Origin of the sequence: Rhizobium sp. IY2, assembly GCF_047532935.1 — a bacterium.
GTDB lineage: Bacteria > Pseudomonadota > Alphaproteobacteria > Rhizobiales > Rhizobiaceae > Rhizobium > Rhizobium anhuiense.
In genome coordinates this window covers 376,345-400,513 of sequence record NZ_JBLKNU010000003.1, presented here as the reverse complement: position 1 = coordinate 400,513, position 24,169 = coordinate 376,345, and the positions used below count along the sequence as shown (strand labels likewise).

The window sequence follows — 24,169 nt, the reverse complement described above, 5'->3', positions numbered from 1 at the left end:
TTTCTTATACCTCAGAGACCGGTGGAGACGTCGATCGTCTGGCCTTCAGCCAGGGTTACGACAGCCTTCTTCACGTCCTTCTGCTTGCCGACGAAACCGCGGAACCGCTTGGTCTTGCCCTTGCGCAGCAGAGTGTTGACGGCCGTAACCTTGACGCCGAATAGCGCCTCGACAGCAGCCTTGATTTCCGGCTTCGTCGCCTGCTTGGCGACATTGAAAACAACCTGGTTGTTTTCGGATACCAGCGTGGACTTTTCGGTGATCGCCGGGGAGACGATCACATCGTAGTGGCGAAGATCGGTCACTTGAATCGCTCCTCTAGCGCTTCAACCGCAGCCTTGGAAAGCACGAGCTTGCCGCGGCGCACGATGTCGTAAACGTTGATGCCCTGGATCGGCAGAACATCGATGTTCGGGATGTTCTGAGCTGCGAGCTTGAAGTTGCCATCAAGCTCTGCGCCGCCGATGAAGAGGGCGTTGGTCAGGCCGAGCGTCTCGAAAACGGACGCGAGAGCCTTGGTCTTGGCTTCGGTGGCAACCAGGTTGTCGATGACGATGACGTCATCGGCCTTGATCTTGGCCGAAAGGGCATGGCGAAGGCCGAGTGCACGAACCTTCTTGGGAAGATCATGCTCGTGGCTGCGCACGACCGGGCCGTGAGCCTTGCCGCCGCCGCGGAACTGCGGAGCGCGAGCCGAATGGTGGCGGGCGCGGCCCGTACCCTTCTGCTTGTACATCTTGGCGCCGGTGCGCGAAACTTCAGCGCGGCCCTTAGCCTTGTGCGTGCCCTGCTGCTTCTTGGCAAGCTGCCAGCGGATGACGCGGGCGAGAATGTCTTCGCGGGGCTCGAGGCCGAAAATCGCGTCCGAAAGGGAAACCTTCCCGGCGTCTTTTCCCTCGAGGGTCTTGACGTTCAATTCCATTGATCTGGCTCCCTTACTTCGCGGCCGACTTGACGGCGTCGCGCACGATGATCCAGGCACCCTTGGAACCAGGAACAGCACCCTTGATCAGGATCAGACCACGATCTTCGTCGGTCGAAACCACTTCCAGGTTCTGCGTCGTGACACGCGTCTGGCCCATGTGACCAGCCATCTTCTTGTTCTTGAAAACCTTGCCCGGATCCTGGCGCGAGCCGGTCGAACCGTGCGAGCGGTGCGAAACCGACACACCGTGCGTGGCGCGCAGACCGCCGAAACCGTGGCGCTTCATGGCGCCGGCAAAACCCTTACCGATCGTCGTGCCCGTCACGTCGACGAGCTGACCGGCTGCAAAGTGACCCGCCTTGATCTCAGTGCCGACTTCGAGCAGCTGATCTTCCGACACGCGGAATTCTGCGACCTTGGCCTTCGGCTCGACGTTGGCAACGGCAAAGTTGCCGCGCATCGCCTTCGACGTGTTCTTCACCTTCGCCTGGCCGGCACCGAGCTGAACTGCGGTATAGCCATTCTTTTCGACAGTGCGCGTGGCAACGACCTGGACGGCCTCCATGCGCAGTACCGTTACCGGGACATGCTCGCCGGCGTCGTTATAGACGCGGGTCATTCCCACCTTCTGTGCAATCACACCTGAACGCATCGGTTCAATCCTTCTCACTCAGCCCGAAGACCCAAGGTCTCAGAGCTTGATCTCAACATCGACACCGGCGGCGAGATCGAGCTTCATCAGCGCGTCTACCGTCTGCGGGGTCGGGTCAACGATATCGAGAAGGCGCTTATGCGTGCGCATCTCGAACTGTTCACGGCTCTTCTTGTCGATGTGCGGGGACCGGTTGACCGTAAACTTCTCGATGCGGGTCGGAAGCGGAACGGGGCCCCGGACGCTGGCACCGGTGCGCTTCGCCGTCGATACGATCTCGCGCGTGGAGGCATCGAGAATCCGGTGATCGAACGCCTTCAGGCGGATGCGGATATTCTGGCCGTTCATTCGACTTTATCCTTGTGTCTGTTATCCGCGTGTCACCATTGAGGGACACGACTTACCTTCAGTTACGTTAGCGGGCCACCGGTTTCAAAGATCGAGAGGGACACCCAGATCGGCGTCCCTATCCTTTCCTTGGGCCTGGTGGCCCAGCCGCTAATTACTCGACGATCGAAGCGACGATACCGGCGCCGACGGTGCGGCCGCCTTCGCGGATGGCGAAGCGCAGCTTTTCTTCCATCGCGATCGGAACGATCAGCTCGACGGCAACCGTGACGTTGTCGCCCGGCATAACCATCTCCGTGCCTTCCGGCAGCGTCACAATGCCCGTCACGTCGGTCGTGCGGAAGTAGAACTGCGGACGGTAGTTGGTGAAGAACGGCGTATGACGGCCACCCTCTTCCTTCGTCAGGATGTAGGCTTCCGCCATGAACTTCTTGTGCGGCTTGACAGAACCCGGCTTGCAGAGAATCTGGCCACGCTCGACGCCGTCACGGTTCACACCGCGGATCAGCGCGCCGATGTTGTCGCCGGCCTGGCCCTGATCGAGCAGCTTGCGGAACATTTCAACGCCGGTCACCGTCGTCTTCGAGGTCGGGCGGATGCCGACGATCTCGACTTCTTCGCCAACCTTGACGATGCCACGCTCGACGCGGCCGGTCACAACCGTGCCGCGGCCCGAGATCGAGAACACGTCTTCGATCGGCATCAGGAACGGCTGGTCGATCGGGCGCTCAGGCGTCGGGATGTAGGCGTCAACCGCAGCCATCAGCTCGCGGATCGCGTCTTCGCCGATCTTCTTGTCCGAATCTTCGAGAGCAGCAAGCGCCGAACCCTTGACGACCGGGATATCGTCGCCCGGGAAGTCGTAGGACGACAGCAGTTCGCGAACTTCGAGCTCGACCAGTTCGAGAAGCTCGGCGTCGTCAACCTGGTCGACCTTGTTCAGGAACACCACGATCGCCGGAACGCCGACCTGGCGGGCCAGAAGGATGTGTTCGCGCGTCTGCGGCATCGGGCCGTCAGCGGCCGAGCACACCAGGATCGCGCCGTCCATCTGGGCAGCACCGGTGATCATGTTCTTGACGTAGTCGGCGTGGCCGGGGCAGTCGACGTGCGCGTAGTGGCGGGCCGGCGTCTCATATTCGACGTGTGCCGTCGAAATGGTGATGCCACGGGCCTTTTCTTCCGGAGCCGCGTCGATCTGGTCGTACGCCTTGAACTCACCGAAGTACTTCGTGATCGCTGCCGTCAGAGACGTCTTGCCGTGGTCAACGTGGCCGATCGTGCCGATGTTGACGTGCGGCTTGTTGCGCTCAAACTTACTCTTTGCCATTTTCGGCTCTCCGTTTTGCTAGTCCCCGAGGGGATCTAATTCTTGTTATCGGTCAATTGGTATGCCGGTCACTTCTGACCGGAATACTTTGCCTGGATTTCTGTTGCGACGTTCGACGGGACCGGCGAATAGTGATCGAAGGTCATCGTGTACTGAGCGCGGCCCTGAGACATGGAGCGCAGGTTGTCGACGTACTTGAACATGTTCGCGAGCGGAACGTTCGCGTTGATGACGACGGCGATACCACGGCTTTCCTGGCCCTGGATCTGGCCGCGACGGGAGTTCAGGTCGCCGATGACGTCGCCGACGTAATCTTCCGGGGTCACGACTTCGACCTTCATCATCGGCTCGAGCAGCTGAGCGCCGGCCTTCTTGGCTGCTTCACGGAAGCAGGCACGCGATGCGATTTCGAAGGCGAGAACCGAGGAGTCGACGTCGTGGAAGGCGCCGTCGATGAGGGTCGCCTTGACGCCGAGCATCGGGAAGCCAGCCAGCGGACCCGAAGACAGGACGCTTTCGATGCCCTTCTGGACGCCGGGGATGTATTCCTTCGGAACGGAACCACCGACAATCTTCGATTCGAACTTGAAGTCGTCGCCGTCCGGGTTCGGTTCGAAGATGATCTTGACGCGCGCGAACTGGCCGGTACCACCGGACTGCTTCTTGTGCGTGTAGTCTTCTTCGTGCGTCCGGGTGATGGTTTCGCGGTAGGCAACCTGCGGCGCGCCGACGGTTGCTTCGACCTTGAATTCACGACGCATGCGGTCGACGATGATGTCGAGATGCAGTTCGCCCATGCCGGCAATGATGGTCTGGCCGGATTCCTGGTCGGTCTTGACGCGGAAGGAAGGATCTTCAGCAGCCAGGCGGTTGAGCGCGAGGCCCATCTTTTCCTGGTCGCCCTTGGTCTTCGGCTCGATGGCGATCTGGATGACCGGCTCGGGGAATTCCATGCGCTCGAGGATAACCGGCTTCAGCGGATCGCAAAGCGTGTCGCCCGTCGTGGTTTCCTTGAGGCCGGCGAGAGCGACGATGTCGCCTGCGAAGGCCTCTTCGATGTCTTCACGCGAGTTGGAGTGCATCTGCAGCATGCGGCCGACGCGCTCGCGCTTGTCCTTGACCGTGTTCATGACCGACGCGCCCTTTTCCAGCTTGCCGGAGTAGATGCGGGCGAAGGTCAGCGAACCGACGAAGGGGTCGTTCATGATCTTGAATGCGAGCATGGAAAGCGGCTCGCTGTCGTCGGCGTGACGCTCGATTTCAGCTTCCGTCTTGAAGTCGATGCCCTTGATCGCCGGGATGTCCATCGGCGACGGCAGGTAGTCGACGACGGCGTCGAGCAGCGGCTGCACGCCCTTGTTCTTGAAGGCGGTGCCGCAGAACATCGGGTGGAACTTGACGTCGATCGTGCCGCGGCGAACCAGCGCGCGGATCTGGTCGTTGTCGGGCAGAACGCCTTCGAGATAGGCTTCCATGGCGGCTTCGTCGATATCGACGACCGTCTCGATCAGCTTTTCGCGATATTCTTCGGCCTTGGCCTTCATATCCTCGGGGATCTCGACGACATCCCACTGGGCGCCGAGCGACTCGTCGCGCCAGATGAGAGCGTTCATCTCGATGAGGTCGATGACGCCCTTGAAGTCGCTTTCAGCGCCGATCGGCAGCTGCATGACGACAGCCGTTGCGCCGAGACGGGTCTTGATCATCTCGACGGAGCGGTAGAAGTCCGCGCCGGTCTTGTCCATCTTGTTGCAGAAGATCATCCGCGGGACGTTGTACTTCTCGGCCTGACGCCAGACGGTTTCCGTCTGCGGCTCAACACCTGCGTTGGCGTCGAGCAGCGCGATGGCGCCGTCGAGAACGCGCAGCGAACGCTCGACTTCGATGGTGAAGTCGACGTGGCCGGGGGTGTCGATGATGTTGAAGCGGCGCATCTTGCCGTCACGGCCCTTCCAGAAGGTCGTGGTGGCAGCAGAGGTGATCGTGATGCCACGCTCCTGCTCCTGCTCCATCCAGTCCATGGTGGCTGCGCCGTCGTGGACTTCGCCGATCTTGTGCGACTTGCCGGTGTAGTAAAGGATACGCTCGGTGGTCGTGGTCTTGCCGGCGTCGATATGCGCCATGATACCGAAATTGCGGTAATCTTCGATCTTATATTCGCGAGCCATTGTGGACTGCCTTTCGATACCGTTCGGAATTACCAGCGATAGTGCGAGAATGCGCGGTTGGCGTCAGCCATCTTGTGCGTGTCTTCGCGCTTCTTGACGGCGGAGCCACGGTTGTTGGACGCATCGAGCAGTTCGCCGGAAAGGCGGTCAACCATAGTCGTTTCATTGCGCTTGCGGGCAGCAGCGATCAGCCAGCGAATGGCGAGAGCCTGGCGGCGCTCCGGACGAACGTCGACCGGGACCTGATAGGTCGCACCACCGACACGGCGCGAGCGGACTTCAACGTGCGGGGCAATGTTGTCGAGCGCAGAATGGAAAACCGTGAGCGGCTCCTGCTTGGACTTGCCCTGGACGGCGTCGAACGCACCGTAGACGATGTTTTCAGCAACGGACTTCTTGCCGTCGAGCATGATGGCATTCATGAACTTGGTGACGACGAGATCGCCGAACTTCGGATCCGGATTGATCTCGCGCTTTTCTGCTTTATGGCGTCTGGACATAGTTTTCGTCTCTTCAATCGTTAAGGCGCTTCATCACGCGGAGGACCTCGCGCAGCGCCGAATTATTCAAAACCGAATTACTTCGGACGCTTCGCGCCGTACTTGGAGCGGCGCTGCTTGCGGTTCTTGACACCCTGGGTATCGAGAACGCCGCGGATGATGTGATAACGGACACCCGGAAGGTCCTTGACGCGGCCGCCACGGATCATGACGACAGAGTGTTCCTGAAGGTTATGACCTTCGCCGGGGATGTAACCAATGACTTCGAAGCCGTTGGTCAGGCGGATCTTTGCGACCTTACGCAGAGCCGAGTTCGGCTTCTTCGGCGTCGTCGTGTAGACGCGCGTGCAAACGCCGCGCTTCTGCGGGTTCTCCTGGAGTGCGGGAACCTTGTTACGCTTTACGTTCGCCTGGCGAGGCTTGCGGATCAGCTGGTTTACGGTAGGCATTCAACCATCCCTTACGTTTTATCTCAGTACCCTTGCGGGCTTGAACTCGCGCCGTCTCCGGCAGTGACGCACGCTTTCCGTCAATGCGCAAAATATGGCCCGATCCGCTTCCGCAGATGGACCACAAGGAGCAGAGGACGCATAGAATATGCGTCGTGCGTGCAGCATCATGACTTCAACGTGCGTTTAGAACCTTGTTTGAGGTGAACTTCAGGGCGCGTCGCCCCGAACAGCCAAGCCTCACATGGGATCTGATGGCCGGGGTACTACTGGTTTCCACCCATCTCGTCAAGGCCGGTTAAGAAATAAACTCGCCGCATCGCCTTGATATGCGGGCCTGACGCCCTGTTTTCACCCTCCTAGACGAATTCACAGCCGTGCGCGAAGATAAAAACTTGGGCATCGCAGCAAAAGCAGCTAAGGAATCAGCAATTGCAGCGCTCGGCCCTCGCAGGGGATTCGAGCGGGCGAATCGTCAAAGAGCCGAAGGACAGGCGATGATCACGACACCTGATAACGACAATAATTTCGATGGTCCGATGATCTTCATCATCATCGGCAAGGGCTACGAGTCCGACGCCAGCGAAGGCATCGACCTGCATATCATGCTGAAGGCGCCCGACGACGACACCGCCGTCCGCGAAGCCCTGAACGCCCTTGCCGAGGAAGGCTTCATCGAGGCCGATCTCGACCAGATCGGCATGCTGACCGAGGTGCCTGCCGAAGAGCCGCACGCCTCCGCCTATCAGGGCGCCGTCGACGGCGAAGTCGCGATCATCCGCTTCAACTGACGGGAGCCGCGCGCAGCGCCCTCCCTCCCCGCCCGACCAAACAGAGCAGACCAAAAACGAAAACCGCCCGGATCGCTCCGGGCGGTTTTTCAATTCAACGACTTCAGCCGGCGGATTATTCCGCAGCCGGAGCCTTTTCGGCCATGTCCTGCAGCATCGGCGTAGCAACGGCAGCCCCGGTGCCCTTGCGGCGCTCTTCGAGGATCATCTCGTCGCGCGACGTGGCGATGCGGCGGATCTGGGTCATGGTGCCGCCGGTGCCGGCCGGGATGAGGCGACCAACGATGACGTTTTCCTTCAGACCCTGCAGGCCGTCGGTCTTGCCGGCGATCGCAGCTTCCGTCAGCACCTTGGTCGTTTCCTGGAAGGACGCGGCCGAGATGAAGGACGGGGTCTGCAGCGACGCCTTGGTGATGCCGAGAAGAACCGGATCGCCGTAGGCGGGCTTCTTGCCCTGCTCGATCAGATGATCGTTGACGTCTTCGAGCTCGATCCGGTCGACATTGTCGCCGACGATATAGGTCGAGTCGCCTGCATCGGTGATTTCCACCTTCTGCAGCATCTGACGGACGATCACCTCGATGTGCTTGTCGTTGATGACAACGCCCTGCAGGCGGTAGACTTCCTGGATCTCGTTGACGAGGTAGGAGGCCAGAGCCTCCACGCCCTTGATCGCCAGGATGTCGTGCGGAGCCGGGTTACCGTCGAGGATGTAGTCACCCTTTTCGATATAGTCGCCTTCCTGAAGGTGGAAGGGCTTGCCCTTCGGGATCAGGTATTCGACAGGCTCGACACCGTCTTCCGCCGGCTCGATGATGACGCGGCGCTTGTTCTTGTAGTCGCGGCCGAGGCGGATCGTACCATCGATCTCCGCGATGATGGCATGGTCCTTCGGACGACGGGCTTCGAACAGTTCGGCAACACGCGGCAGACCGCCGGTGATGTCCTTGGTCTTGGCGCTTTCCAGCGGCGAACGCGCGAGAACGTCACCCTGGGAGACCTTGGTGCCCGGCTCGACCGACAGGATCGCGTCGACCGAGAGCAGGAAGCGGGCGTCACCGCCACGCGACAGCTTGGCGACATTGCCGCTGGCATCCTTGATGACGATCGCCGGCTTGAGGTCCGAACCGCGGGGGGTCGAACGCCAGTCGATGACCTGACGCTTGGTGATGCCGGTGGATTCGTCGGTCGCTTCCAGAACGGAGAGACCGTCGACCAGGTCTTCGAACTGAACGGTACCGGCTACTTCCGTCATCATCGGACGGGTGTAGGGGTCCCACTCCGCCAGACGCTGGCCGCGCTTGACCTTGTCGCCTTCGTCGACATGCAGCTTCGAACCGTAGGCCACACGCTGCGACGACCGCTCGACACCACGTTCGTCCAGGATCTGGACGGTCATGTTGCGGCCCATGGCAACGAGGTTGCCATCGGAGTTGCGCAGGATGTTGCGGTTCTTGATCTGCACCGTACCTTCATACGAGGCTTCGAGGAACGACTGGTCGACCACGGTTGCCGTACCGCCAAGGTGGAAGGTACGCATGGTGAGCTGGGTGCCCGGTTCACCGATCGACTGAGCCGCGATGACGCCGACGGCTTCGCCCATGTTGACAGGCGTACCACGCGCGAGGTCGCGGCCGTAGCAGACCGAGCAGACGCCCGTCTGGATTTCGCAGGTCAGTGCCGAGCGAATCCGGATCGACTGGATCCCGGCCTTCTCGATTTCGACGACATCGGGCTCGAGGATCATCTTGCCGGCATCGACGATGCGCTCACCTGTGATCGGATGATCGATATCGTCGAGCGCCGTACGGCCGAGGATGCGAGCACCGATCGAGGCGACGACCTGGCCGGCATCGACGATGGCGGTCATGGTGAGGCCCGTCTGCGTTCCGCAATCGACGTGCGTGACGATGCAATCCTGCGCGACGTCGACGAGACGGCGCGTGAGGTAACCGGAGTTGGCGGTCTTGAGCGCGGTGTCTGCCAGACCCTTGCGGGCGCCGTGCGTCGAGTTGAAGTACTCGTTGACGGTCAGGCCTTCCTTGAAGTTCGAGATGATCGGCGTCTCGATGATTTCGCCCGACGGCTTGGCCATCAGGCCGCGCATGCCGCCCAGCTGACGCATCTGGTTCGGAGAACCGCGGGCGCCGGAGTGGCTCATCATGTAGATCGAGTTCATCGGCTTCTGACGACCGGTCTTCTCGTCGAACTCGACCGCCTTAATGCGGGCCATCATCTCTTCGGCGACCTTTTCGGTCGCCTTGCCCCAGGCGTCGACAACCTTGTTGTACTTTTCGCCCTGGGTGATCAGGCCGTCATTGTACTGCTGCTCGTATTCCTTCACCAGGCTTTCGGTGTCGGCAACGATCTTGGCCTTGGCATCCGGAATGACCATGTCGTCCTTGCCGAACGAAATGCCGGCGCGGCAGGCATGGGAGAAGCCGAGCTGCATGATGCGGTCGCAGAAAATGACCGTGTCCTTCTGGCCGCAGTGGCGATAGACCGTGTCGATCATCTTGGAGATGTTCTTCTTGGTCATTTCCTGGTTGCAGATGTCGAAGGGCACCTTGCCGTTCTTCGGCAGCAGTTCGCCGATGAGCAGACGGCCAGGCGTCGTCTCATAGATCTTCGAGTAGGGCTTGCCATCCTCGTCGATCGACTTGAAGCGGCCGCGGATCTTGGTGTGCAGCGTCACGACCTTGCTTTCGAGGGCGTGATGCAGTTCGCCGAGGTCGGAGAAGGCCATGCCTTCGCCCGGCTCGTTCTGGTTCAGGATCGACAGGTAGTAGAGGCCGAGAACCATGTCCTGCGAGGGAACGATGATCGGCGCGCCGTTGGCCGGATGCAGGATGTTGTTGGTCGACATCATCAGTACGCGGGCTTCGAGCTGGGCTTCGAGCGACAGCGGCACGTGAACGGCCATCTGGTCACCGTCGAAGTCGGCGTTGAAGGCCGTGCAGACGAGCGGATGCAGCTGGATCGCCTTGCCTTCGACCAGGGTGGGTTCGAAGGCCTGGATGCCCAGGCGGTGCAGCGTCGGTGCGCGGTTCAGGAGAACCGGATGCTCGCGGATGACCTCGTCGAGGATATCCCAGACTTCCGGCTTTTCCTTTTCGACCAGTTTCTTGGCCTGCTTGACGGTCGAGGAATAACCCTTGGCGTCGAGGCGGGCATAGATGAACGGCTTGAAGAGCTCGAGCGCCATCTTCTTCGGCAGGCCGCACTGGTGCAGCTTCAGTTCCGGGCCGGTGACGATGACCGAACGACCGGAATAGTCGACGCGCTTGCCGAGCAGGTTCTGGCGGAAGCGGCCCTGCTTGCCCTTCAGCATGTCGGAGAGCGACTTCAGCGGACGCTTGTTGGCGCCGGTGATGACGCGGCCGCGCCGGCCGTTGTCGAACAGCGCGTCAACAGATTCCTGCAGCATGCGCTTTTCGTTGCGGATGATGATGCCCGGCGCGCGAAGCTCGATCAGGCGCTTCAGGCGGTTGTTGCGGTTGATGACGCGGCGGTAAAGATCGTTCAGATCCGACGTCGCGAAACGGCCGCCGTCGAGCGGAACCAGCGGACGCAGGTCCGGCGGAATGACCGGGACGACCTTCATGATCATCCATTCCGGACGGTTGCCCGACTCCATGAAGTTCTCGACGATCTTCAGGCGCTTCATCAGCTTCTTCTGCTTGAGATCCGACGTGGTGTCGGCAAGCTCGGAACGCAGGTCGCCAGCGATCTTTTCGAGGTTCATCGAGGCCAGCATCTCGTAGATCGCCTCAGCGCCGATCATCGCGGTGAACTGGTCTTCGCCGTATTCGTCGACGGCAAGCATGTACTCTTCTTCCGAGAGGAGCTGGTGCTCCTTCAGGGCGGTCAGGCCCGGCTCGGTGACGATGTAGTTTTCGAAGTAGAGGACGCGCTCGACATCCTTCAGCGTCATGTCGAGCAGCGTCGAGATGCGCGATGGCAGCGACTTCAGGAACCAGATGTGGGCGACGGGAGCGGCGAGCTCGATATGGCCCATGCGCTCACGGCGAACGCGCGACAGCGTGACTTCGACGCCGCACTTTTCGCAGATGATGCCCTTGTACTTCATGCGCTTGTACTTGCCGCACAGGCATTCGTAGTCCTTGATCGGCCCGAAGATGCGCGCGCAGAACAGACCGTCGCGTTCCGGCTTGAACGTACGGTAGTTGATGGTTTCCGGCTTCTTGATCTCACCGTAGGACCAGGAGAGGATCTTCTCCGGAGACGCGATCGAAATCCGAATGGAATCGAAATTCTGTGCAGGCACCTGCGGATTGAAAAGATTCATGACCTCTTGGTTCATGCCTGTCTCCTTCATGGGCTAAAGCGCCCTCAAAATGCGATGGTCGGCGGCAATTTCCCGGGAGCCGCCTCCCTCGCTTAAACGAGAATAACCGCAAGATGCGGCGAAACTTCCCTCCCGGGCCGACACGGATACGGCGCCCGGCGGGACCGGCGTGCGCCGCATTGGCAGCGCACGCCCTATCAAGTGCTTACTCGGCCGCGTCGGGCAGCTGGGCTGCCTGCGCCTCGTCAAGCTTGGTGTTCTCGAGCTCGACGCTGAGGCCCAGCGAGCGCATTTCCTTGACGAGAACGTTGAAGCTTTCCGGAATACCGGCTTCGAACGTGTCGTCTCCGCGGACGATGGCTTCGTAGACCTTGGTGCGGCCGGCGACGTCGTCCGACTTCACCGTCAGCATTTCCTGCAGCGTGTAGGCGGCACCATATGCTTCGAGCGCCCAGACCTCCATTTCGCCGAAGCGCTGGCCGCCGAACTGCGCCTTGCCGCCCAGCGGCTGCTGGGTCACGAGCGAGTAAGGACCGATCGAACGGGCATGGATCTTGTCGTCGACCAGGTGGTTGAGCTTCAGCATGTAGATGTAGCCCACGGTCACCTGGCGGTCGAACTGCTCGCCGGTACGGCCGTCATAAAGCGTCGACTGACCAGTATCCTTGAGACCTGCCAGACGCAGCATGTCGTTGACGTCGCCTTCATGCGCACCGTCGAAAACAGGCGTCGCAATCGAAACGCCGCGCTTCCACTGGTCGGCGAGACGCAGGACCGACTCATCGTCGAAGTCGTGGACCTGTTCGGCCTTCGGACCGTCACCGACGACATCGCCGATGGTCTTGCGCAGCGGCTCGATGTTGCCATTGGCCTTGTAGGCTTCGATCAGTTCGCCGATCTGGCGACCCATGCCGGCGCAAGCCCAGCCCAGATGCGTTTCCAGAATCTGGCCGACATTCATGCGCGAGGGAACGCCGAGCGGGTTCAGAACGACGTCGACATGCGTGCCGTCTTCGAGGAACGGCATGTCCTCGACAGGCACAATGCGCGAGACCACGCCCTTGTTCCCGTGACGGCCGGCCATCTTGTCGCCCGGCTGGATCTTGCGCTTCACGGCGACGAAGACCTTGACCATCTTCATGACGCCAGGAGGCATTTCATCGCCGCGCTGAACCTTCTCGACCTTGTCCATGAAGCGCTGTTCGAGGCGCGACTTGGATTCGTCGTACTGGCCGCGGAGTGCTTCGAGCTCGCTCTGGACCTTCTCGTCCTCGACCGCGAACATCCACCACTGCGAGCGGGGATATTCGGAGACGACGGCGTTCGAAAGCTCGGTGCCCTTCTTGAAGCCCTTCGGGCCGGCAATGGAGACCTGCCCGCGCAGCATATCGATCAGACGGCCGTAGACGTTACGGTCGAGGATCGCCTGCTCGTCGTCGCGGTCCTTTGCAAGACGCTCGATCTCTTCGCGCTCGATTGCCATCGCGCGCTCGTCCTTCTCGACGCCATGGCGGTTGAAAACGCGGACTTCGACGATCGTGCCGTAGGTGCCGGGCGGCATGCGCATGGAGGTATCGCGCACGTCGGAGGCCTTTTCGCCGAAGATGGCGCGCAGAAGCTTTTCTTCCGGCGTCATCGGGCTTTCGCCCTTCGGGGTGATCTTGCCGACGAGGATATCGCCCGGCTGAACTTCGGCGCCGATATAGACGATGCCGGCTTCGTCGAGATTCTTCAGCGCTTCTTCCGAAACGTTCGGAATATCGCGGGTGATTTCCTCAGGGCCAAGCTTGGTGTCGCGCGCCATCACTTCGAATTCTTCGATGTGGATGGAGGTGAACACGTCGTCGGCAACGATACGCTCAGAGAGCAGGATCGAGTCTTCGTAGTTGTAGCCGTTCCAGGGCATGAACGCGACGAGCGCGTTGCGGCCGAGCGCCAGGTCGCCGAGATCGGTCGACGGACCGTCGGCGAGAATGTCGCCGCGGTTGACGACGTCACCGACGGTGACCAGCGGGCGCTGGTTGACGCAGGTGTTCTGGTTCGAACGCTGGAACTTCTGCAGGCGGTAGATATCGACGCCGGATTTGCCGGCTTCGAGGTCTTCCGTGGCGCGGATAACGATACGCGTCGCGTCGACCTGGTCGACCACACCGCCGCGACGGGCGCCGATGGCGGCACCGGAGTCACGGGCGACGACCGGCTCCATGCCGGTACCGACGAACGGGGCTTCGGCACGCAGCAGCGGCACGGCCTGACGCTGCATGTTCGAGCCCATGAGCGCGCGGTTGGCGTCGTCGTTTTCCAGGAACGGGATGAGCGCGGCTGCGACCGAAACGACCTGCTTCGGCGAAACGTCCATGAGGTTCATGCTGTCGCGCGGGGCGAGCATGACTTCGCCGGCATGACGGCAGACGACGAATTCGTCGACGAAGGAACCGTCGGCATTCATTTCGGCGTTGGCCTGGGCGACGTAGTACTTCGCCTCTTCCATGGCGGAGAGGTAGAGCACGTCGTTCGTCACCTTGCCGTCGACGATGCGTCGGTACGGGCTTTCGATGAAGCCGTACTTGTTGACGCGGGCAAAGGTCGCAAGCGAGTTGATGAGACCGATGTTCGGGCCTTCCGGCGTTTCGATCGGGCAAATGCGGCCATAGTGGGTCGGATGCACGTCGCGGACTTCGAAGCCGGCGCGCTCACGGGTCAGACCGCCCGGACCGAGAGCCGAAAGACGGCGCTTGTGGGTGATTTCCGAGAGCGGGTTGACCTGGTCCATGAACTGCGAGAGCTGCGAGGAGCCGAAGAATTCGCGGACGGCGGCGGCTGCCGGCTTGGCGTTGATCAGATCCTGCGGCATGACCGTGTCGATCTCGATCGAGGACATGCGTTCCTTGATCGCGCGTTCCATGCGCAAGAGGCCGAGACGGTACTGGTTTTCCATCAACTCGCCGACCGAACGGACGCGGCGGTTGCCGAGGTTGTCGATGTCGTCGATCTCGCCCTTGCCGTCGCGCAATTCGACCAGCATCCTGACCACCGCCAGGATGTCGTCCTTGCGCAGGATGCGGACGGTGTCTTCGACGGTCAGGTCGAGGCGCATGTTCATCTTGACGCGGCCGACGGCGGAGAGGTCGTAACGCTCCGCATCGAAGAACAGCGAGTTGAACATGGCTTCGGCCGATTCCATGGTCGGCGGCTCACCCGGACGCATGACGCGGTAGATGTCGAACAGAGCGTCCTGACGGTTCTCGTTCTTGTCGGCAGACAGCGTGTTGCGGATATAGGCGCCGACATTGATGTGGTCGATGCCGAGAACCGGGATCTCGTCGAAACCGTTCGACAGGATAACGCCAAGCGTCTTCTCGTCGATTTCGTCGCCGGCCTCGAGATAGATTTCACCTGTGGAGTAGTTGACGATGTCTTCGGCAAGGTAGTTGCCGTAAAGGTCGTCGTCGCCGGCCTTCAGCGCCTTCAGGCCCTTGTCGGAGAGCTGGCGCAGCAGGCGCGGGGTCAGCTTCTTGCCGGCTTCCACCACGACTTCGCCGGTATCGGCGTCGACCATCTCGGTGATCGCCTTGGCGCCCTTCAGCGTTTCCGGCTTGAAGGGAATGCGCCAGCCTTCGCCGTCGCGCTTGTAGAGCGACTTCGTATAGAAGGTGTCGAGGATTTCCTCGCCGTCCATGCCAAGCGCCATCAGCAGCGACGTGACCGGAATCTTGCGGCGGCGGTCGATACGGGCGTAGACGATGTCCTTGGCGTCGAATTCAATATCGAGCCAGGAACCGCGGTAAGGAATGACACGCGCAGCAAAGAGCAGCTTGCCGGAAGAATGGCTCTTGCCCTTGTCGTGGTCGAAGAAGACGCCCGGCGAACGGTGCATCTGGGAGACGATCACGCGCTCGGTGCCGTTGACGATGAACGTGCCGTTATTGGTCATGAGCGGCATGTCGCCCATGTAGACAGACTGTTCCTTGATGTCCTTGATCGACTTCGCGCCCGTATCTTCGTCGATATCGAACACGATGAGGCGCAGCGTCACCTTCAGCGGCGCTGCATAGGTCAGGTCGCGCTGACGGCATTCATCAACGTCGAACTTCGGCGGTTCGAACTCGTAGGACACGAATTCCAGCATGGAAGCGCCGGAGAAATCGGTGATCGGGAAAACCGACTTGAAGACGGCCTGAAGGCCCTCGTCGGGACGACCGCCCTTCGGCTCTTCAACCATCAAAAACTGGTCGTAGGACGCCTTCTGAACCTCGATGAGGTTCGGCATTTCTGCGACTTCGGGGATCTTACCAAAAAACTTGCGTACGCGCCTGCGACCGTTGAACGAAAGGGTCTGAGCCATCGTCGCTCCTTCAAAATCTTGCACCCGGGCCTGCAACGGACGGGAACCGATGGCCAGTCGATCCCGTCAATCAATGAGTAATTCAATCTCGTCCGACTCCCGAAAACGCTCAGCTCGGATTGCTGTGCTGCCTTCGGTGCGAGACTATCCTTTTGAAGAACCCATTACCCAAAAGCCGTTTTGACGCGGCTTTTGGGTAATTCGTTCAGAAAAACGGCAAATGGGAGGCAGTAGATGCTGCCTCCCAAAAGCAGTTCAAGATTACTTGACGTCGGCCTTGGCGCCAGCGTCTTCAAGCTTCTTCTTGATGTCAGCGGCTTCAGCCTTGTTGACGCCTTCCTTGACAGCCTTCGGAGCGGCCTCGACGAGGTCCTTGGCTTCCTTGAGGCCGAGACCGGTGATGGCGCGGACTTCCTTGATGACGTTGATCTTGTTGGCACCAGCGTCGACGAGGATGACGTCGAATTCGGTCTTTTCTTCTTCAACGACAGCAGGGCCAGCACCACCGGCAGCGGCAGCAACAGCTACCGGAGCAGCAGCGGAAACGCCCCACTTTTCTTCGAGAAGCTTCGACAGTTCTGCAGCTTCCAGAACGGTCAGCGAGGAGAGGTCGTCTACGATCTTTGCGAGATCAGCCATTTTACTAGTTCCTTTTGTTCGGTTCGAACCGGTTGATTATAAACAGCGAAAAACCGCCTTACGCGGCTTCGTCCTTCTTGGCGTAGGCCGCAAACACGCGAGCAAGCTGGCTTGCCGGTGCTGCAACAACCCCAGCGATGCGGGTAGCCGGTGTCTGGATCATGCCCAGCAGCTTCGCACGCAGCTCATCAAGCGAAGGCAGGGTCGCAAGCGACTTGACTGCTTCGGCGTTGAGCGTGGTTGTTCCCATGGCGCCGCCCAGAACAATGATCTTGTCATTGGTCTTGGCGAAATCCATGACGACCTTCGGAGCAGTGATCGGGTCATTGCTGTATGCAATCAGCGTCTGACCTTTGAAGAGATTGGTAATCCCTTCCGCTTCCGTACCCTGAAGGGCAATTTTGGCCAGGCGGTTCTTCGCGACTTTGACGGTACCGCCAGCTGCACGCATCTTCGAACGAAAATCGTTCATCTGCGCGACTGTGGCACCAGCATAGTGGGCCACGACAACTGAGCCCGAAGCCTTGAAGACTTCGTTCAGTTCCGTGACGAATTCGCGTTTTTCCGCTCTTTCCACTGCCTATCTCCAGTTGGCAGGACCGAAATCGGACCTGCCGGGTTGCCTTTGCCTCCTGGGATCATGTGAGATCCCAAGCGACGCTTGAGGATCCTGTCCCCCCGCGCTCCCGCGCCAATCAAGGCTAAAGAGGCACAAGGCATCCAAGGCTCGAACCGAGTTACGAGAAGCGAACTTCATGCAATTCGGGTCTTACCCGTCTCATGCAGGCCAAGTGATTAAGGGAAAACCACCTGCAATCTCGGACAGGATTCCGGATTTCTCCGGAATATTCCGGCCCCTTGCGAGGCCGGAAATTCAGTCGCCGGGCTCAAAGCCCGACCATTGCGCCCAAGTCCTTGGGCGCGAACTTATGCAGTCGGAGCTGCGGTGACCGAGCCGACTTCGATCTTGACGCCCGGGCCCATGGTCGAGGAAATCGCCACGCGCTTGACATAGTTGCCCTTGGCGCCAGCCGGCTTTGCCTTGATGACGGCGTCAGCGAAGGCGCGGATGTTTGCTTCCAGAGCCTTGGCGTCGAAAGAGGCCTTGCCGATACCGGCATGGACGATGCCAGCCTTCTCGACGCGGAACTCGACAGCGCCGCCCTTGGAAGCCTTGACGGCTCCGGCGACGTCCATGGTGACGGTGCCGACCTTCGGGTTCGGCATCATGCCGCGGGGGCCGAGAACCTTACCGAGACGGCCGACGAGCGGCATCATGTCGGGGGTGGCGATGCAGCGATCGAATTCGATCTTGCCGCCCTGGACGATTTCGACGAGCTCTTCAGCGCCGACGATATCAGCACCGGCAGCCTTGGCTTCATCAGCCTTGGCGCCACGCGCGAAGACTGCGACGCGAACCGTACGGCCTGTGCCGTTCGGCAGGTTGACGACGCCGCGAACCATCTGGTCCGCATGGCGCGGGTCGACGCCGAGGTTCATCGAGACTTCGATGGTTTCGTCGAACTTGGCGACAGCCCGTTCCTTGACCATGCCGATGGCCAGGCTCAGAGCGTAGAGCTTGGTGGGATCAACACCTTCGTTGATCTTCTGCGTGCGCTTACCAGCCATGATCTTAACCCACCACTTCCAGGCCCATGGCGCGGGCAGAGCCCTCGATCATCGCCATTGCACCTTCGATATCCGCTGCGTTCAGATCCTTCATCTTGGCTTCTGCGATCGTCTTGATCTGAGCCTTGGTGAGGGAGCCGGCCTTGGCGCCCTTGCCGGGCGTCTTGGAACCGGACGTGATCTTCGCTTCCTTCTTCAGCCAGTAGCTGACCGGAGGCTGCTTCATCGCGAAGGTGAAGGACTTGTCCTGGTAATAGGTGATGACGACCGGGATCGGCATACCCTTTTCCATTTCCTGCGTGGCGGCATTGAACGCCTTGCAGAATTCCATGATGTTAATGCCACGCTGACCAAGCGCCGGACCAATCGGCGGGGACGGGTTTGCCGATCCTGCCTTGACCTGAAGCTTGAGCTGGCCTGCAACTTTCTTAGCCATATCTCTCTGCCTTTCATGAACGGCCGGTCGCCCGGCCCGTGATGCCGGATCTCTCCGGCGGCTGCGGTTGCGTGGTGCGGATCGTTAGGGTCCGGCTAAGACCCCTCACCTTCCACGCGGATGCGGACAAAGTCCGCAGGAAACAGGCCGCAAGGGCCAGCCTCCAGTCTCTGCAATCAGACCTTCTCGACCTGAGCGTATTCCAGCTCGACCGGCGTTGCGCGGCCGAAGATCGACACTTCCACCTTCAGGCGCGAACGTTCTTCGTCCACATCCTGAACCGTGCCGTTGAACGACGCGAACGGGCCGTCGGAAACGCGGACCTGCTCGCCGATCTCGAAGGTAATGGAGGCCTTCGGCCGCTCGACACCTTCCTGGACCTGACCGAGAATGCGCTCGGCTTCGTAATCCGGAATCGGAACGGGCTTATTGTCGGAGCCGAGGAAACCTGTGACCTTCGGCGTATTCTTGATCAGGTGATAGGCTTCATCCGTCAGATTGGCGCGAACCATGACGTAGCCCGGGAAAAACTTGCGCTCCGAATCGACCTTGCGGCCGCGACGCACTTCCACCACCTTTTCGGTCGGCACGAGGATCTTCTCGAACAGGTGCTCCAGCCCCTTCTGGCGAGCCTTGTTCTCGATGTCTTCAGCCACCTTCTTTTCAAAATTAGAATATGCGTGGACGATGTACCAACGTGCCGCCATTTTCATCTCCACCCGTATCAGTTGCCGGTATTCAGCACGAAGCTCAGGACCCAGCCGATCAGCTGGTCAGCGGCAAAGAAAAACAGCGCGGCGAAAACCACCATCACAAGCACCATAACCGTCGAGATCATCGTCTCGCGGCGCGACGGCCATGTAACTTTGGACGTCTCGGAGCGAACCTGCTGCAGAAACGCAAACGGATTGGATTTGGATGCCATCGACTGCCCACGCAATTACGGCGCGTAAAGCTGAAACTATCAGCCCCACGCACCGCGTGTCTGTTGAACCCTAAATAAACACCGATTTCCGAATACACAAGAGGGAAACCGAAGTTTAACGAAATTACTTACCACCCATCAATCCCCGGCCGGAATGCCGCGAGCATGTCCGCGCTGTCCCGCATCAAGGAGAATGGCAGGGGCAGTAGGGCTCGAACCTACGACCTGCGGTTTTGGAGACCGCCGCTCTACCAACTGAGCTATACCCCTTCATACCTGTCATTCAGCGCCAGGGCCAAGGCCCGCAAATCGCTGCTGAAAAGCATGGCGCTCCCTTTAAGACGACGGCACGGGATTGGCAAGCACGATTTTCGATTTTCAAAGCCATTCTCCTCATATGCGAGCAGTAGGCTTTTCCACCGGGCGACCAAGATCCGTTCAGAGGTTCACATATTTCCGCCAATCGTGCTCTTCTTTAAAGCCCAGCACCTCGCGAATCTTGCGGTTGGAGAGCAGACCCTCATATTCGCCGATCTCGCGGGTGAAGGGCACGTTCGGGAAGAATCGCTTTGCAAGCTCCTTCGACGGCGTGTTGGCCGAGACAGTGTCGTTGGCGGCGTTGAAGACCTGATAGCCGAGACCGTCCTTCTCGATGCACAGATGGCAGATCTGTCCGAGGTCGCGGGCGTCGATATAGCTCCAGGCGATGCGCTTGCGCATCTCGGGATTGGCGAAAAAGGTAGGGAATTTCTCGTATTCGTGCGGCTCGATGACGTTGCCGATGCGCAGCGCATAAATGTCGAAACCCGAGCGTTCGGCAAAGGCGCGCGCCGTCTTTTCGTTGACCACCTTGGAAAGGCCGTAAGAATCCATCGGATTGACGTCGTAGTCCTCCTCCAGCGGGAAATGGTGGAAATCGCGATGGCCTTCGGCGAAGCAGACGCCGTAGGTCGTCTCGCTCGATGCGACGATGATCTTCCTGATGCCGAGCTTCACCGCCGCCTCGATGACATTGTAGGTGCCCATCGTGTTGATGCGGAAGGTTTCGTTGTCGGGCTTGATCAGAATGCGCGGGATGGCGGCGAAATGCACGACGGCATCGAAGGGCTGCACGCCCCTGCCCGCATCGAGATCGGGAAAATCGCGATGCATCGAGAGCGCATTGAAGACCTGACCGCTGTCGGTGATGTCGGCGATGAGATTGGTGACGCCGGGGCTATCCAGCGGCACGAGATCGAGGTTGTGAACCTCGTAACCGGCATTGACGAGCCATGGCACAGTATGGCGACCTGCCTTGCCCGAACCGCCCGTGAACAGAATGCGTCTCTTCATGGAATATCCTCCGCGTCATGAAATCGGAGGCATAGTGAGACGCTTCCGCGCGAAGAGCAAGCGAGCGTCGTGCAAGGGTTCACCCCCGCGTCGCCAGGAGCATCCTATCCGGGAGCGCCTGGCCGATCATTTCCGATCATCGCAGAAGGCTGCGATGATCTGCAAGGGTCGTCACTTGACGACACTTACCTCCAGCGTCGTCACTTGACGACGCTTAACTCCAACGTCGTCACTTGACGACGCTTAACTCGTTGACCTGCACTCCGGCTGCCTGAACAACCTCTTGCGGAATTGCAGCGATGAAAAACATCGTGAAAACATACATAGCGAATATCGTCGCAGCGAATGTGGCCTTTGGAATCATCCGGGCTCTCCTCTTTGCAAGAAGGAGTCTGGACTAAAATGGGCCATTCACAAACCGGTTTCTGAATGTGAGATGAACAAAATACTGTGACAGGCCAATTTAACGATATTTTTACAACACCTGTTAAACCTACCGGAAGCCATGAAAATGAAAAACCCCGCTGTTTCCAGCGGGGTCTTCATAATTGCGGATAACTCGAAAGTTACTCGACGATCGAAGCGACGATACCGGCGCCGACGGTGCGGCCGCCTTCGCGGATGGCGAAGCGCAGCTTTTCTTCCATCGCGATCGGAACGATCAGCTCGACGGCAACCGTGACGTTGTCGCCCGGCATAACCATCTCCGTGCCTTCCGGCAGCGTCACAATGCCCGTCACGTCGGTCGTGCGGAAGTAGAACTGCGGACGGTAGTTGGTGAAGAACGGCGTATGACGGCCACCCTCTTCCTTCGTCAGGATGTAGGCTTCCGCCATGAACTTCTTGTGCGGCTTGACAGAACCCGGCTTGCAGAGAATCTGGCCACGCTCGACGCCGTCACGGTTCACACCGCGGATCAGCGCGCCGATGTTGTCGCCGGCCTGGCCCTGATCGAGCAGCTTGCGGAACATTTCAACGCCGGTCACCGTCGTCTTCGAGGTCGGGCGGATGCCGACGATCTCGACTTCTTCACCAACCTTGACGATGCCACGCTCGACGCGGCCGGTCACAACCGTGCCGCGGCCGGAGATCGAGAACACGTCTTCGATCGGCATCAGGAACGGCTGGTCGATCGGACGCTCAGGCGTCGGGATGTAGGCGTCAACCGCAGCCATCAGCTCGCGGATCGCGTCTTCGCCGATCTTCTTGTCCGAATCTTCGAGAGCAGCAAGCGCCGAACCCTTGACGACCGGGATATCGTCGCCCGGGAAGTCGTAGGACGACAGCAGTTCGCGAACTTCGAGCTCGACCAGTTCGAGAAGCTCGGCGTCGTCAACCTGGTCGACCTTGTTCAGGAACACCACGATCGCCGGAACACCGACCTGGCGGGCCAGAAGGATGTGTTCGCGCGTCTGCGGCATCGGGCCGTCAGCGGCCGAGCACACCAGGATCGCGCCGTCCATCTGGGCAGCACCGGTGATCATGTTCTTGACGTAGTCGGCGTGGCCGGGGCAGTCGACGTGCGCGTAGTGGCGGGCCGGCGTCTCATATTCGACGTGTGCCGTCGAAATGGTGATGCCACGGGCCTTTTCTTCCGGAGCCGCGTCGATCTGGTCGTACGCCTTGAACTCACCGAAGTACTTCGTGATCGCTGCCGTCAGAGACGTCTTGCCGTGGTCAACGTGGCCGATCGTGCCGATGTTGACGTGCGGCTTGTTGCGCTCAAACTTACTCTTTGCCATTTGAATGCTTCCTGTGAACGAAATGGTGGGCCCCGGCGAACCGGTTTAGTGCCGCCGTTTAAGGCTTTCGGCGACATTGCGCAAGACTTAATTGCAGACGCCATTCTTGGCCTGACAGCGCATATGGGAGACAATTCGCCGCCTGCAAGGCGATTCGCCGAAGTGCCCTCGAAAATCCCTGAAATCTCAGAGAAAATCGCATGGACGACTGGGGGACGAAGCTCAGGCGGTCGGCGCCGACCGCCCCTCGCCCGTCAGGCGATGGCCGCCATCGTGGAATTCACCGCCAGCGCGGAAACATCCAAAAACTACCGCGGCGGCGGTCGTATGAACTGGCTTCATGGAAACTGGAGCGGGTAGCGGGAATCGAACCCGCGTATTCAGCTTGGAAGGCTGCTGCTCTACCATTGAGCTATACCCGCGGGGTGGTCCGATCCGATGACGAATGGTGGAGAGAGTTGGATTTGAACCAACGTAGGCTGAGCCAACGGATTTACAGTCCGTCCCCTTTAACCACTCGGGCATCTCTCCAGTTTTCGTCCGGATCGCTAGACCAAGTTCGTCAGACTTCGAAGCGTTGCCGCCCGTCGTCTGCGCCGCGTATATGACCGGAGCATTTCAGTCTGTCAACACGATGACGACGGAAAAAACACGAAAAATTTCATTCGCCGCCGAAAGCCGGCATATGAAAGAAAGCCTATGCGGCGGCGAGCGCCATAGCTATAAAGCCGCATGAGCAAAGACAACAAATCCGGCGGCAAGTCCGCGACAGACCCATCCGCCAAGGATACGCATTACGCCAATCTGCGGCGCGCCCACCGTGACGCCAAGCGCGAACGCGGCGAGATTCCGACACCTCAGCCGCAGAAGCGCAGGCGCGGGGCTGAGGACTGGAAGCCGCCGGCTCTTGCCCCCGATCAGGTGCATCTCTACGGCCTGCATACGGTGCGCGCCGCCCTCGACAATCCCGAGCGCAAGAAGATCAAGCTGTTCGTGACGCAGAATGCGCTGGCGCGGCTCGAAGTCGACGTCGAAGCGCTCGGCATTCCCTTCGAAATCGTCTCGCCGCAGGAGATCGATAAGGTGCTCGGCCCGGAAGCGATCCATCAGGGCGTCATGCTGGAAACACGGCCGCTTCCGGTACGCCGGCTCGAAGCGCTGAAGGACAGCCCTCTCCTGCTCGTCCTCGATCAGGTGACCGATCCGCACAATGTCGGCGCGATCATGCGTTCAGCCGTCGCCTTCAATGCCGGCGCCGTTATCACCACCCAGAGACATAGCCCGACCGAGTCAGGCGTGCTCGCCAAGTCCGCCTCCGGCGCGCTGGAGCTGATACCTTATATACAGGTCACCAATCTCGCGGATGCGCTCGGCGAATTGCACAAGCTCGGTTTCTCCACCATCGGCCTCGATTCGGAAGGGCCGGCGCCGCTCGAAGGCACCTTCTCTGGCGAGAAGGTGGCGCTGGTGCTCGGCTCCGAGGGCAAGGGACTTCGGCAGAAGACGCGGGAAACCGTCAACGCACTTGCCCGCCTCGATATGCCGGGCGCGATCAAATCGCTCAACGTCTCGAATGCCGCAGCGATCGCGCTTTATGCGGCGCGTCTCCACCTGAAGGCATAGGCTGGCCTGCTCGGACGCCGCGCTCC

21 protein-coding genes and 3 tRNA genes are annotated in these 24,169 nt (G+C 60.1%); 2 read left to right on the top strand and 22 right to left on the bottom strand.

Translation table 11 applies throughout. The annotated features are described in order from the left end of the window. Positions 1-11: 11 nt before the first annotated feature. The 8 genes from ACMUVN_RS15565 to rpsL form a co-directional block, all read right to left on the bottom strand. Positions 12-305: a 50S ribosomal protein L23 gene (locus tag ACMUVN_RS15565; protein ID WP_003547550.1), complete on the bottom strand. Its 294-nt coding sequence runs from the start codon at positions 303-305 to the stop codon at positions 12-14. Continuing rightward, entirely contained in the window at positions 302-922 is a 621-nt protein-coding gene (gene rplD / locus ACMUVN_RS15560) for a 50S ribosomal protein L4 (RefSeq protein ID WP_029868123.1), read from the bottom strand. The genes ACMUVN_RS15565 and rplD overlap by 4 nt, the downstream gene beginning before the upstream one ends. 13 nt (positions 923-935) lie before the next feature. Then, entirely contained in the window at positions 936-1,577 is a 642-nt protein-coding gene (rplC, locus tag ACMUVN_RS15555; RefSeq protein ID WP_028757604.1) for a 50S ribosomal protein L3, read from the bottom strand. Between the two features lie 39 nt (positions 1,578-1,616). Continuing rightward, positions 1,617-1,925 (bottom strand): 30S ribosomal protein S10, encoded by a 309-nt coding sequence (gene rpsJ, locus ACMUVN_RS15550; RefSeq protein WP_003547547.1) that lies wholly within the window; start codon positions 1,923-1,925, stop codon positions 1,617-1,619. A 154-nt stretch (positions 1,926-2,079) separates the two neighbouring features. Continuing rightward, positions 2,080-3,255, bottom strand: a complete 1,176-nt coding sequence (tuf, locus tag ACMUVN_RS15545; RefSeq protein WP_028757605.1) for an elongation factor Tu — start codon at positions 3,253-3,255, stop codon at positions 2,080-2,082. Positions 3,256-3,323: 68 nt separating this feature from the next. Further along, the gene (fusA, locus tag ACMUVN_RS15540) at positions 3,324-5,423 is read right to left on the bottom strand and encodes an elongation factor G (RefSeq protein ID WP_047620018.1); all 2,100 of its coding nucleotides are present in this window, start codon (positions 5,421-5,423) and stop codon (positions 3,324-3,326) included. 29 nt (positions 5,424-5,452) lie between these two features. Further along, the gene (rpsG, locus tag ACMUVN_RS15535; protein WP_028757597.1) at positions 5,453-5,923 is read right to left on the bottom strand and encodes a 30S ribosomal protein S7; all 471 of its coding nucleotides are present in this window, start codon (positions 5,921-5,923) and stop codon (positions 5,453-5,455) included. Between the two features lie 77 nt (positions 5,924-6,000). After that, on the bottom strand, positions 6,001-6,372 hold the full coding sequence (gene rpsL, locus ACMUVN_RS15530) for a 30S ribosomal protein S12 (protein ID WP_003547537.1): 372 nt from the start codon (positions 6,370-6,372) through the stop codon (positions 6,001-6,003). Between the two features lie 497 nt (positions 6,373-6,869). On the opposite strand from rpsL, the gene ACMUVN_RS15525 reads away from it, so the two are divergent. Continuing rightward, the gene (locus ACMUVN_RS15525; protein ID WP_028757598.1) at positions 6,870-7,163 is read left to right on the top strand and encodes a hypothetical protein; all 294 of its coding nucleotides are present in this window, start codon (positions 6,870-6,872) and stop codon (positions 7,161-7,163) included. A 115-nt stretch (positions 7,164-7,278) separates the two neighbouring features. Here ACMUVN_RS15525 and rpoC read toward each other — a convergent pair whose 3' ends face one another. The 14 genes from rpoC to ACMUVN_RS15455 form a co-directional block, all read right to left on the bottom strand. Then, positions 7,279-11,487 (bottom strand): DNA-directed RNA polymerase subunit beta', encoded by a 4,209-nt coding sequence (gene rpoC / locus ACMUVN_RS15520; protein ID WP_047620027.1) that lies wholly within the window; start codon positions 11,485-11,487, stop codon positions 7,279-7,281. 190 nt (positions 11,488-11,677) lie between these two features. Then, the gene (gene rpoB / locus ACMUVN_RS15515) at positions 11,678-15,817 is read right to left on the bottom strand and encodes a DNA-directed RNA polymerase subunit beta (RefSeq protein WP_028757408.1); all 4,140 of its coding nucleotides are present in this window, start codon (positions 15,815-15,817) and stop codon (positions 11,678-11,680) included. A 261-nt stretch (positions 15,818-16,078) separates the two neighbouring features. Next, positions 16,079-16,456, bottom strand: coding sequence for a 50S ribosomal protein L7/L12 (gene rplL / locus ACMUVN_RS15510; RefSeq protein WP_028757409.1), 378 nt, complete (start codon positions 16,454-16,456; stop codon positions 16,079-16,081). Positions 16,457-16,514: 58 nt separating this feature from the next. Next, entirely contained in the window at positions 16,515-17,033 is a 519-nt protein-coding gene (rplJ, locus tag ACMUVN_RS15505) for a 50S ribosomal protein L10 (RefSeq protein ID WP_028757410.1), read from the bottom strand. Between the two features lie 350 nt (positions 17,034-17,383). Beyond that, on the bottom strand, positions 17,384-18,085 hold the full coding sequence (gene rplA, locus ACMUVN_RS15500; protein WP_414815257.1) for a 50S ribosomal protein L1: 702 nt from the start codon (positions 18,083-18,085) through the stop codon (positions 17,384-17,386). 4 nt (positions 18,086-18,089) lie between these two features. Then, a complete protein-coding gene (gene rplK, locus ACMUVN_RS15495; protein ID WP_047620024.1) occupies positions 18,090-18,521 on the bottom strand; it encodes a 50S ribosomal protein L11 in 432 nt (143 codons plus the stop codon). A 176-nt stretch (positions 18,522-18,697) separates the two neighbouring features. Continuing rightward, complete coding sequence (nusG, locus tag ACMUVN_RS15490) at positions 18,698-19,228, bottom strand: transcription termination/antitermination protein NusG (RefSeq protein ID WP_003547516.1); 531 nt, start codon at positions 19,226-19,228, stop codon at positions 18,698-18,700. Positions 19,229-19,245: 17 nt separating this feature from the next. Further along, positions 19,246-19,446, bottom strand: coding sequence for a preprotein translocase subunit SecE (gene secE / locus ACMUVN_RS15485; protein WP_003573826.1), 201 nt, complete (start codon positions 19,444-19,446; stop codon positions 19,246-19,248). A gap of 194 nt (positions 19,447-19,640) precedes the next feature. Continuing rightward, positions 19,641-19,716 (bottom strand) — tRNA-Trp (locus tag ACMUVN_RS15480). A gap of 168 nt (positions 19,717-19,884) precedes the next feature. After that, positions 19,885-20,778: an NAD-dependent epimerase/dehydratase family protein gene (locus ACMUVN_RS15475; protein ID WP_047620026.1), complete on the bottom strand. Its 894-nt coding sequence runs from the start codon at positions 20,776-20,778 to the stop codon at positions 19,885-19,887. A 229-nt stretch (positions 20,779-21,007) separates the two neighbouring features. Then, positions 21,008-21,142: a hypothetical protein gene (locus ACMUVN_RS15470; RefSeq protein ID WP_414815256.1), complete on the bottom strand. Its 135-nt coding sequence runs from the start codon at positions 21,140-21,142 to the stop codon at positions 21,008-21,010. Positions 21,143-21,344: 202 nt separating this feature from the next. Continuing rightward, positions 21,345-22,520 (bottom strand): elongation factor Tu, encoded by a 1,176-nt coding sequence (tuf, locus tag ACMUVN_RS15465; protein WP_028757605.1) that lies wholly within the window; start codon positions 22,518-22,520, stop codon positions 21,345-21,347. 348 nt (positions 22,521-22,868) lie between these two features. After that, positions 22,869-22,942, bottom strand: a tRNA-Gly gene (locus ACMUVN_RS15460). 24 nt (positions 22,943-22,966) lie between these two features. Further along, positions 22,967-23,051, bottom strand: a tRNA-Tyr gene (locus ACMUVN_RS15455). A gap of 201 nt (positions 23,052-23,252) precedes the next feature. Here ACMUVN_RS15455 and rlmB point away from each other — a divergent pair. Beyond that, the gene (rlmB, locus tag ACMUVN_RS15450; RefSeq protein WP_414815255.1) at positions 23,253-24,143 is read left to right on the top strand and encodes a 23S rRNA (guanosine(2251)-2'-O)-methyltransferase RlmB; all 891 of its coding nucleotides are present in this window, start codon (positions 23,253-23,255) and stop codon (positions 24,141-24,143) included. Positions 24,144-24,169 lie beyond the last annotated feature (26 nt).

What these genes read in the sequence shown, in the direction of transcription:
- rlmB (WP_414815255.1), top strand. Translation starts at nt 23,253, where the DNA reads ATGAGCAAAGACAACAAATCCGGCGGCAAGTCCGCGACAGACCCATCC.
- rplA (WP_414815257.1), bottom strand. Translation starts at nt 18,085, where the DNA reads ATGGCTGGTAAGCGCACGCAGAAGATCAACGAAGGTGTTGATCCCACC.
- rpoC (WP_047620027.1), bottom strand. Translation starts at nt 11,487, where the DNA reads ATGAACCAAGAGGTCATGAATCTTTTCAATCCGCAGGTGCCTGCACAG.
- rplD (WP_029868123.1), bottom strand. Translation starts at nt 922, where the DNA reads ATGGAATTGAACGTCAAGACCCTCGAGGGAAAAGACGCCGGGAAGGTT.
- rpsJ (WP_003547547.1), bottom strand. Translation starts at nt 1,925, where the DNA reads ATGAACGGCCAGAATATCCGCATCCGCCTGAAGGCGTTCGATCACCGG.
- secE (WP_003573826.1), bottom strand. Translation starts at nt 19,446, where the DNA reads ATGGCATCCAAATCCAATCCGTTTGCGTTTCTGCAGCAGGTTCGCTCC.
- rpoB (WP_028757408.1), bottom strand. Translation starts at nt 15,817, where the DNA reads ATGGCTCAGACCCTTTCGTTCAACGGTCGCAGGCGCGTACGCAAGTTT.
- rplC (WP_028757604.1), bottom strand. Translation starts at nt 1,577, where the DNA reads ATGCGTTCAGGTGTGATTGCACAGAAGGTGGGAATGACCCGCGTCTAT.
- rplL (WP_028757409.1), bottom strand. Translation starts at nt 16,456, where the DNA reads ATGGCTGATCTCGCAAAGATCGTAGACGACCTCTCCTCGCTGACCGTT.
- tuf (WP_028757605.1), bottom strand. Translation starts at nt 3,255, where the DNA reads ATGGCAAAGAGTAAGTTTGAGCGCAACAAGCCGCACGTCAACATCGGC.
- tuf (WP_028757605.1), bottom strand. Translation starts at nt 22,520, where the DNA reads ATGGCAAAGAGTAAGTTTGAGCGCAACAAGCCGCACGTCAACATCGGC.
- ACMUVN_RS15475 (WP_047620026.1), bottom strand. Translation starts at nt 20,778, where the DNA reads ATGAAGAGACGCATTCTGTTCACGGGCGGTTCGGGCAAGGCAGGTCGC.
- rplK (WP_047620024.1), bottom strand. Translation starts at nt 18,521, where the DNA reads ATGGCTAAGAAAGTTGCAGGCCAGCTCAAGCTTCAGGTCAAGGCAGGA.
- rpsG (WP_028757597.1), bottom strand. Translation starts at nt 5,923, where the DNA reads ATGTCCAGACGCCATAAAGCAGAAAAGCGCGAGATCAATCCGGATCCG.
- fusA (WP_047620018.1), bottom strand. Translation starts at nt 5,423, where the DNA reads ATGGCTCGCGAATATAAGATCGAAGATTACCGCAATTTCGGTATCATG.
- ACMUVN_RS15470 (WP_414815256.1), bottom strand. Translation starts at nt 21,142, where the DNA reads ATGATTCCAAAGGCCACATTCGCTGCGACGATATTCGCTATGTATGTT.
- rpsL (WP_003547537.1), bottom strand. Translation starts at nt 6,372, where the DNA reads ATGCCTACCGTAAACCAGCTGATCCGCAAGCCTCGCCAGGCGAACGTA.
- nusG (WP_003547516.1), bottom strand. Translation starts at nt 19,228, where the DNA reads ATGGCGGCACGTTGGTACATCGTCCACGCATATTCTAATTTTGAAAAG.
- ACMUVN_RS15525 (WP_028757598.1), top strand. Translation starts at nt 6,870, where the DNA reads ATGATCACGACACCTGATAACGACAATAATTTCGATGGTCCGATGATC.